Here is a 10,000-nt window from a genome sequence, read left to right on the forward strand (position 1 = left end):
GCTGACTTTTCGATTGGCTTGCGAAACACCTGCTGGAAACGAGCTTCAGTACCTAATAACCCAGGCAAGACAAAATCAAACAAAGCTTTAAGTTCACCTAAGTGGTTTTCCAGCGGTGTGCCCGTTAAAGCCAGCTTAAAGTCAGCTTTGACTAATCTCGCGCTTTGCGCCGACTGTGAACCGGCATTTTTAATATGCTGAGCTTCGTCCAGCGCCATCAGACTGAAGTGATGTGTCTGGTAATAAGCTAAGTCCCGCACCAATAGCGGATAACTGGTGACTATCAAATCGTAGTTCTCCAGCTGGTCAAACAGCGCCTGACGTTTGGGGCCATATAAAGTCAGTACTTTCAGCGAAGGCGCAAATCGGGCGGCTTCCTGTGCCCAGTTCCCTAATAAGCTGGTTGGGCAGACGATTAACGCAGGATGTTTTAGCAAACCTGATTCTTGCTGATGTAGCAAAAACGCCAGAGTTTGCACCGTTTTACCCAGGCCCATATCGTCGGCCAAAATACCGCCTAAACCAAAACGGCGCAGAAAACAAAGCCAGCTTAATCCTTGCTGCTGATAGGATCGCAGTTGAGCTTTTAAACTAAGCGGCGCTTTGACATCTTCAATGCCGTCAAAATGATGCAACTGAGTGACCAATTGCTGCAAACGTCCGGCATTTAAATAACGGATTTCTTCTGCTCCGGGGCCAGGCAATAAAGCGGCTTTGTAATCCGGCAACTCTATTTCGCCCGGTGTTTTTTTCAGATTCAGCAGCTCAACTATGGTGTCGATCAAGGGCTGGATCAGACTGACAGGCAAAGGCAATTTGCCCTGAGGTAAACTGAGCCACAAGGTTTCATCGGCCGCTGGCAAACCATAACTACGCAGCCACTGAGTGATTAAAGGCAAAAGCGGAATGTGTTGGCCGTCAATTTCCACCTGAATAGCTAAACCAAAACCACCGGTGTGTTTGTCTGTCACTTCCAGATAGGCTTTGGCGTGGATCACCGCCTGATTAAAAGCTTTGTCCTGCTCAATACTCCAACCTTGTTGTTTTAACTCTGGCACAGCCTGCAACAAAGGCTGCCAAAGCAGTGGATTTTCTGGCCCTTCGCCGCAGTCAAAATAGGGGGTTGCAGACTGCTCAACTGGCACAGAGCGCAAACCATACACAGATAGAGTTTCCAGTGCTTTGATTTCGCTGTCGCGATCACGGCGGATAAAGACCGTCTGATTATCCAGTTGTAGTTGCGTCTGGGATTGCTGTAAATCCAGTGGCAATAAATGCGGGCCATAGGCCATTTGTAAAACAGCCACAGCTTTGCTGACTTTGTTTTTTTGCGTCAGCAATTTAAGTTGCAACACAGGCCTTGGTTTGCTTTCAATTTTTTGTACCGCACTGTCATCCGGCATAGGTAAATTCAGCGTGGGGAAAATTTGCTGCAGCCGTTTCATGCTGTCTGGCAAAACGCTGGCTGGTACAGGTGGCATCCGCATTAAAAGTTTTAACTCGCGGCCTGTGATCTCACTTTCAAGTAAACCCAACTGATTGTTGACGAGGTCGAGATAACAAGGCGGATCTGTATAGATCAGTTCCAGTTCCTTATCTTTGGGCATCAGTTGCAATAACTGCCAGCCTGCTTTGCTTTTGAGCCAGCGTAATTGCAGTGGCAACGTCTCACTCCAGCTCAACTCGCGGCGTTCTTCGTCCAGCACACAACGGCCTGTTTCCAGCATTTTTAACAGCAGCTGATAACCCCACTGATCCTCCAGCAAGGCCTGGCGACGTAAGTCAAAAGCAAAAAATTGTTGCAATAACCTGTAGTCGTCTTCGGCCAGCCATAAAGGCCTTACCTGCCCAGCCAGTTCACTTTGGGCAATGATTTTACCCTTGCTGTAACTGCCATTTTTGGCTTGCTTTACCCTTTTCGGCAGCAACTGCAAACCCAGACTACTTGGGCGCAATTCATACAAAACAGTATCTTCAGTCTTTACTGTGTTTGCCGGAGGATTGTATTGCTCAGCTTCACTAAACCACTGATTAAGCTGTCGCACCGGCTGCTGCACAGCTTTTTGCTGCAACTGATCCAACTGATGTTTCAATTTCAGTAAGGCAGCCAGCACATGTTTGCATCTGTTGCCTTCAGAGCAGGTGCAGGAGTCTGTCAGTTGCACCTGACCATCGCGCTCCGAAATAGAAATCAGCTGTTTAAAAGGACTAAAACCATCACCCCAGACCTGACTGCGAATTTGCGAAAAGTCAGGCTCGTAATCCAGCTGCACCACTTTTCCGGCCAAAAAATAAGCCCGCGCCTTATGAAAGGTGGCAGGGTGAAACCAGAGTTGTAGCTGCTCAGAAGAGACAGGAAAAACAAAATCAGCCGTCATACGCCAAATTTTTTAAAACCAAATGGCGTTTATGCTACCTCAATTTGCTGAACAGCCAAAGCAAAGTCCTTGCACTTTCGCCTCCCCCCACACAACAACAAGAGCACCAAAGTAGAAACAGGAAAAATAACCTAAAATTTATTTTAAATAAAATCAGTAACTTATCAAAAATAAGAAAAATATAAACTTTATAACACCTTTATTTTGGCCTGAAAAATGAAACATCGTCTAAGCTCAGGGCGACAGATAAATACCTGTTATACCAACAAAAAACAGCTGCAAAAACATAAGCACACAAAGGATTGCCGCATGTCTCAGCACTACAGCCCGGAAAAACAAGGCCAACAATCTGATCTATCGCCAACGCAGTTTTGGTTGTCTATTGCATTATTTGCCACTTTGGTTATCGCCAGCTTTTTAAGCTTTGAGCAGCAAATAAGGCTTTGGATCACAGAACTGGGCCAGCTCACTACCGATAGTCACTTTTCCATACTGAGCTTTGCCTTGCTGTTAGTGTTGATACTGGCTCTGGATGTGTTACTGCCTGTGCCATCCAGTATGATTGGCTTGGCTGCTGTCGCTTTGTTGGGGCCTGTAACAGGTAGCCTGGTAATTTTTACCGGACTGACTATGGGTTGTATTTTGGGTTATCTGCTCGGTGCAGGGTACCTGCGCCTGCTCAGCCGGACCTGGCTCAGCCCGGCAGAAAAACAGAAAGCCAGTACCATGCAGACTCATCTCGGAGGCACAGCTCTGGTGCTGCTCAGAGGAGTACCAGTTTTGGCCGAAACATCTGTATTAGCCGCTGGCATGCAAGGGTATCCGGTGCGCCAGTTTTTGCTGCTGACTATGTTGGCCAATTTTGGGCTGGCCATGGCATACGGCTACATAGGTACTGCACTGGCAGGTGAAGAAGCCTTTTGGCTGGTGGTGTTGTCCGCCATGGTATTGCCGGGCCTCTTTATGCTGGCGTCCTGGTTCTGGTCAAAAAGGACAAGTCAATTAAATCAAAACTCCGTTAACGCAACTCCAAACCTAATGGCTCAGTTCGAGATCAGCTATCAATTTCCTGTGATATTCAGCGAACAAATTTTCGCCACTGCGAACCTGACTTTACTGGATTTACTGTACCCCAAATCCCAACCATCAGCCCCTGCAACTAAGGTATTAATTTTTGCAGATGCCAGCCTGCTGCAGGCTAATCCGGACCTCGCCAGAGATATTCAGCGCTATTTCGACTTTTATGCGCAGGAATTAACTTTACTGGCCGGGCCTATAGCACTAACAGCGGGTGAGCAGACAAAACAACAGCCAGTGCTGGATCAGTTGTACCAGTTGCTGCTGCATCACGGCATAGACAGACATAGTTGGGTTTTAGCGCTAGGCGGCGGAGCTACTTTAGACACTGTAGGCTATGCCTGCTCTACCTTTCACCGGGGCATTCGCATGGCGCGTATCCCGACAACTGTGCTGGCGCAAAACGACGCCGGAGTTGGAGTTAAAAACGGCATTAACGCTTTTGGCCACAAAAACTTGTTAGGTTGTTTTTGTCCACCTGATGCCGTGATCAATGATTTTTCACTATTGAGTTGTTTACCACAACGAGAGCGTATTGCCGGACTGGCTGAAGCCATCAAAGTTGCCGCTATTAAAGACACAGAGTTTTTTTGCTGGCTGGAACAACATCACAAAGAACTGCGGCTATTTGCCGGACAAGCCAGTAAATACGCTATTTATCGCTGCGCCCAACTGCATTTGGAAAAAATCACTCAGGGTGGCGACCCCTTTGAACGAGGCAACGGCAGACCTTTGGATTACGGCCACTGGTCTGCACATAAACTGGAGAATTTAAGCCATTACAGAGTTCGGCATGGCGAAGCCGTTGCCATAGGTATGGTGCTGGATGCCTTGTATGCCGTGCAATTGGGCTGGCTAGGTCAAACTGAAGCTATGCGTCTGATCCACTTGCTGCGACAGCTTGGTTTTAGCTTGTGGCAACCTGAGCTGGCCGCCACTGACGCTAAGGGTATGCCATTAATCCTGGCTGGCCTGGAAGACTTCAGACAACATTTGGGCGGTGAGCTCTCTATCCCATTACTCACCCGGCTCGGTGCTTACCAGAATGTCCACGAAATTCAGCTGCCTTTGATGCAGCAAGCACTGTTACAACTGGCAGAACTTGGGCAACAACCAGATGGCTCTTTGCAGTGGTGCCCTTTATGAGCAGCGAACTGAAAGTGTGGCTGGATCTAGGCCGGGTTTCTAATTTACCCAGTGTCTGGACCAATGTACTTGCCGCTGCATTACTGACTGGCGCAGGGCAACATTATGCGACCTGGAACTGGTCTATCAGCATAGCTGGTCTGCTGCCAGCAACCATGTTGGCATTATCTCTGATGTATGTCGGAGGCATGCTGCTGAATGATGTGTTTGATGCAGACTGGGATAAACAGCATCAAAATCCGAGGCCAATAAATCAGGGCAGAGTCAGACAAGAACTAGTACAGACTGTTGCTGTTTTTTGTCTGGCTAGTGCTGTTTTTTTAATTCTGATACTGGCCTGGCTCAAAAATGGAGCTGCAGATCTCTGGCCAAGTCTGGCGGCCAGCTTATTTTTACTGCTGGTCATTTGCGCTTACAACCTCTGGCATAAACAATTCCGCCATAGTGTCTGGCTGATGGGGCTCTGTCGTTTTGGTGTTTATCTGGTCGCGGCGACTCTGGTGGCTACACCTGATCTGCAACTGTTAATGGCTGGCGCCGTGTTGGCTGGATTTATTGCTGGAGTCACCTATCTGGCGCAGCAGGAACATCAGAATCAGTTAGATCAGCGCTGGCCTGTGCTCTTGCTGTTCTCTCCTTTGTTGCTGGCGTTACATCAACCTGAACACCTGCTGTTTTGGCTTCTACTACTGTTCTTCACAGTCTGGATCCTCTGGATTAGCACCAGTTATTTAACAGCAGCTCAGCTCAGGGTCCGCCCGCTGATAGGCCTACTGCTTGCCAGTATTCCACTGCTGGATGCCTTAGTGCTCGCCAGTGTTGGCCAGTGGCAGGCCAGTTTGCTTTGTATAGTGGTTTTTGCATTGCTGCCGCGCTTCCAGCTCTGGGTCAGAGCCAGCTAAATGCTTCAGACAAAGCTAAGGAGACCTGCGCTAATGCTGATCCCCAACCATTCACAGAGCCAGCAATTAGAAGCGCTACTAAACTCAGAGTTAGATAGTGCGGCTTCCGACTGGCTGCAACATCAATTGCAGCAGATTTCAGCGGCAAAGACCAAGTCTGACGCTTTGTTGCTGGCCAGCGCTCAAACCAGACGTCAAGTCGGCGATGCAGTGGTACAAAGCGTTTTACCTGGCGACTGGACTTTAACCCAATTGGCCAGAGTGTTATTGCTGGCGCGGGCACTGCATACAGATGCATTGTCAGAACCTGAGCTGCTTTTCCGGCAGGTATTTCGCAGCTCAGATGATGACGAAAAAATAGGCTGGCTCAAAGCGCTGAGCTTTTTTGACCCCAATGGTCTGCTGCAGGATTTGGCCATACAGGCCGGCCGCACCAACAACAGCCAGGTATTTTCTGCAATTGCGTTACATAACCATTATCCAGCCCGTCACTATAAATCCAATGCATTTCATCAACTTGTACTCAAGGCCTTGTTTATGGATTTGGATATCAGAGCCATCTCAGGGTTACAGCAGCGGCAGGATCAACAGTTAAGCCGATTAGCATTTGAACTGGTGGCAGAGCGGCTGGCAGCTGGGCGTAATCCACCGGCAACAATAGCTTTTGCCATTTTGTTGAAGCATTTAGATCAAACACAACATCAACTGATTCATCAGCTTTTGACCAGTTCAGCACACCAGCATTTCTGGCGACAGGCTGCACAGCAACAAGGGTTCGAACAGCCACAATTATTTCAACTCACACAACAAGGACCAGATTTATGCTGAAGTTTTTTGATCCTCATATCCATATGGTGTCCAGAACCACAGACGACTATCAGAATATGGCCGCCGCTGGCATCACGGCTGTGATTGAACCGGCTTTCTGGCAAGGTCAGGCCCGAACTTCAGTCGGTAGTTTTATTGATTATTTTGATACCTTGCTGGGCTGGGAACGATTCCGTGCCAGCCAATTTGGCATTCATCATTTTTGTACTATGGGCCTTAACCCAAAAGAAGCCAACGATTTGTCTCTGGCCGATGAAGTTTTGGCTCTGCTGCCACGTTATCTGCAAAAAGACGGTGTACTGGCCGTGGGCGAAATAGGCTACGACGACATTACCCCAGAAGAAGACCGTTTTTTAGCAGCCCAATTGGAGCTGGCTAGAATTCATAACCTGCCTGTGTTAGTGCATACCCCACACAGAGACAAAATTGGCGGCACCAAACGCACTTTGGCAGTGATACGCGACGTGGGTATAGCTGAACATATGGTAGTGATTGACCACTTAAACGAGCTGACCTTACCGCTGGTGCTCGACAGCAACTGCTGGCGCGGTCACTCCATTTACCCCAATACCAAAATGTCCGAACAACGGATGGTGGCATTGCTGAAGCAGTACGGCACTGAACAAATGATTGTTAACAGTGCCGCTGACTGGGGGATCAGCGACCCACTGAAAGTTCCTAAAACAGGCCAGGCCATGCTGGACGCAGGTTTTACAGAACAGCAGGTTGAACTGGTGCTGTTTCACAATCCTGTGGATTTTTTTGCGCAAAGTGGGCGGCTGGATAAGCAGCTGGTCAGCAGTCCTTTGCGTATCGACCAAAGTCAGCAATGGCAGGAGAACTCTGCGCTGCGTGGTCAGGAACCCATCATAGAAAGGACAAACAAATGACTGGGCAGGCGTCCTCATTCTGGCAGCCCGGCGAACTGGGGTATTGCAGCAATGTGCATGCTGGCGAAAGCCTGACAGAAGTCATTGCCAACTTCAGCCGTTTTATCGCGCCTGTGCGGCAGCAGCAACAACTGGAGCAACTGGATTCAGGTTTGTGGCTAAGTGCTGCCGCGGCCGCTGAATTACAGCAACCCGCGGCATTGTTGTTGTTTCAACAGCAACTCAAGCAGCATGGCATCCGCTTAACTTCACTCAACGGTTTTCCTTTTGGCAACTTTCATCAGGCCAAAGTAAAAACCGGCGCTTATTTGCCAGATTGGTCTGAACCAGAGCGCCTGCACTACAGCAAACAACTGGCAGCCATTCTGGCCAATTGTTTGCCGGATGATTGCGGGCAGGGCGTTATCTCCACTGTACCTTTGGGTTATCAGGCGCACTGGAGCGCAGCAAAGCAGCAAAAGGCAGAGCAACAATTGCTGCAATTCACTCACTATCTGGCTGAGTTAAAAGCTACTACAGGCAAACGGATTTTGTTTTGTCTGGAAATGGAGCCGGATTGTGTGCTGCAGACCACAGCTCAAAGCCTGGAGTTTTTCCGGCATTGGCAACAGCTGGACCCCAATCAAGAGTTTTTAGGCTTATGTTTTGATGTCTGTCACCAGGCTGTATTGCATGAAAACTGCTACCAGTCGCTGACAGAACTGCATCAGGCTGGCATTGCAATAGGCAAAATTCAGCTATCCAGTGCGCTGGTGTTGAAACTGGACAAACTGAATTGGGCCAGACGTTCCGAAGTACTGGCACTGCTGGCTGATTTTGCCGAATCGACCTACCTGCATCAGGCAAAAGCCTTATCCGCTGACGGCCAGTTACAGCAATGGGCCGACTTACCCGAAGCCCTGTGGCGGCCTGATCAATGGCTGGAACACTACAAAGAATTGCGGGTGCATTTTCATTTGCCGCTGTTTCATCAGCAATTGCTGTTGCCCGAACTTTGTGGCAGCCAAGCCGCGTTACAACAATGTTTTGATTTCCTGCGGGATCACAAAGACTGCCATCCGGTGCTGGAAGTGGAGACTTACAGCTGGAATGTATTACCCCAGGCTTTAAGGCCCGATGGAGATGCAGCTTTAATTGCGGGCATAGCGCAGGAGTTGAGCTGGGTTTGGCAGCAACTGCAACAACGCCAATTGTTGCAGCAATCAGAAGGACTCAGCCATGTCAGCTAAACACAGGCAGTCAGAACGCCAGCCGTTAATAGTGGTTAATGTTGTGGCCTTAACTCCGGCTTTGCTGGGGGAACATAGCCCAAGGCTGAATCAGCTGATAGCCCAAGGCGAAAGTTGTGCTTTAGAAGGTGTTTTTCCGGCCCTGACCACCACAGCGCAGGCCAGTATGCTGACAGGTTTACCACCCGCAGGGCACGGCATAGTGGGCAACGGTTGGTATTTTCGCGATCAGGCCGAAGTACGGTTTTGGCTGCAACCAAATAGTCTGATGCAAGGTGAAAAAGTCTGGCATGAACTGAAAAAGAATATCCCGGATTTTCGCTGTTCTCAGCTGTTCTGGTGGTACAACATGTACGCCGATGTCGACGCAGCTATTACCCCACGCCCCCACTATCCGGCGGATGGCCGCAAGATCTTTGGCTTGTATTCAGAGCCGGCCTCATTGCAACACTTTATCGAAACCAAACATGGCCCTTTTCCATTCCAGCACTTTTGGGGACCTGCAGCTGGTATAGCCTCCAGTCGCTGGATAGTGGACTGCGCCATCAGCGAATTCTCGTTAAATAAGCCAGATCTGCAGTTAGTGTATCTGCCCCATCTGGATTACAACCTGCAACGACTTGGCCCAGACGATCCGGCGATAAAACAGGATGTCCGGGCCATAGACACTGAAATTGGCCGGCTGGTCGACTTTGCCCACAGTCAGGGCGCGGCCTTAATGCTGCTGTCGGAATACGGCATAGAGCCGGTGCAGCAATCTATTTCACTAAACCGTATTTTGCGGGCCGAAGGTCTGTTGCAGGTGCGTCAATCCTTGCATTGGGAACTGTTGGACGCAGGAGCCAGTAAAGCCTTTGCTGTAGCAGACCACCAAATCGCTCATATCTACCTAAAGGAGCCAAAGGATGCGGAAAAGGTAAAAATTTTGCTGGAACAAGTGACAGGTGTCGACAGAGTATTGGATCAGTCCGAGCAGCAGGAATTGCAAATCCAGCACAGCCGCAGCGGCGATTTGCTTGCTGTCGCCCAGGCTGGGTACTGGTTTGATTATTACTATTGGTTCGACGACAACAAGGCCCCCGACTTTGCCCGCACCGTCGATATTCACCGCAAACCTGGTTATGACCCGCTGGAACTCTTTATTGACCCTGAAATTCGTTTTCCCAAACTGCGGGTGCTGCAGCGTTTGCTGAAGAAAAAACTGGGGTTTCGCATCTATATGGACCTGATCCCATTGGACACCAGCCTGGTCAAAGGCAGCCATGGCCGACCAGCCAGCTCAGCCTTAACCGGGCCTATGTTAATCCAGAGTAAAAAAACCGGCCTTGCGGCCAGCCTACCTATGACAGCAGTAAAACAACTGATCCTACAGCATTTTTTAGGATGCCCTTGCGAACAAAAAAAGCCATCTAAGGAGATTTTATGTGGAGAATAGCAGCTATTTTTCTGCTGGCATTAGCGCCCGCCGCTTGTCAGGCTCAAAGCCAACAAAGCCGTTTTGACTGCAGTAACTTTTTTACCTACGGCGCATCAGCTTCAGCCACCTTGCA

Annotated in this window: 7 protein-coding genes; 6 read left to right on the forward strand and 1 reads right to left on the reverse strand. The window is 49.3% G+C overall.

Annotation, left to right across the window (positions count from 1 at the left end):
* Positions 1-2,378: SNF2-related protein (locus LDL40_RS11090; protein WP_300995434.1), on the reverse strand; the 2,378-nt coding region annotated here is incomplete at its 3' end.
* Between the two features lie 309 nt (positions 2,379-2,687).
* Here LDL40_RS11090 and LDL40_RS11095 point away from each other — a divergent pair.
* The 6 genes from LDL40_RS11095 to LDL40_RS11120 are packed head-to-tail and all read left to right on the forward strand — an operon-like array spanning position 2,688 to position 9,885.
* Positions 2,688-4,601, forward strand: a complete 1,914-nt coding sequence (locus LDL40_RS11095; RefSeq protein ID WP_300995435.1) for a 3-dehydroquinate synthase — start codon at positions 2,688-2,690, stop codon at positions 4,599-4,601.
* Entirely contained in the window at positions 4,598-5,503 is a 906-nt protein-coding gene (locus tag LDL40_RS11100; protein ID WP_300995436.1) for a UbiA family prenyltransferase, read from the forward strand. The genes LDL40_RS11095 and LDL40_RS11100 overlap by 4 nt, the downstream gene beginning before the upstream one ends.
* Before the next feature lie 33 nt (positions 5,504-5,536).
* Positions 5,537-6,331, forward strand: a complete 795-nt coding sequence (locus LDL40_RS11105; protein WP_300995438.1) for an EboA domain-containing protein — start codon at positions 5,537-5,539, stop codon at positions 6,329-6,331.
* Positions 6,325-7,221 (forward strand): TatD family hydrolase, encoded by an 897-nt coding sequence (locus LDL40_RS11110; RefSeq protein WP_300995439.1) that lies wholly within the window; start codon positions 6,325-6,327, stop codon positions 7,219-7,221. The genes LDL40_RS11105 and LDL40_RS11110 overlap by 7 nt, the downstream gene beginning before the upstream one ends.
* Positions 7,218-8,450, forward strand: coding sequence for a metabolite traffic protein EboE (gene eboE / locus LDL40_RS11115; protein WP_300995440.1), 1,233 nt, complete (start codon positions 7,218-7,220; stop codon positions 8,448-8,450). The genes LDL40_RS11110 and eboE overlap by 4 nt, the downstream gene beginning before the upstream one ends.
* Positions 8,440-9,885 carry an alkaline phosphatase family protein gene (locus LDL40_RS11120; protein WP_300995441.1) on the forward strand — a complete coding sequence of 482 codons (1,446 nt, stop codon included), beginning with the start codon at positions 8,440-8,442 and terminating at the stop codon, positions 9,883-9,885. Before eboE ends, LDL40_RS11120 begins: the two co-directional genes overlap by 11 nt.
* The last annotated feature ends 115 nt before the right edge of the window (positions 9,886-10,000 follow it).

Source organism: Rheinheimera sp., from assembly GCF_020217005.1.
In the GTDB taxonomy this organism is placed as follows: Bacteria; Pseudomonadota; Gammaproteobacteria; order Enterobacterales; family Alteromonadaceae; genus Pararheinheimera.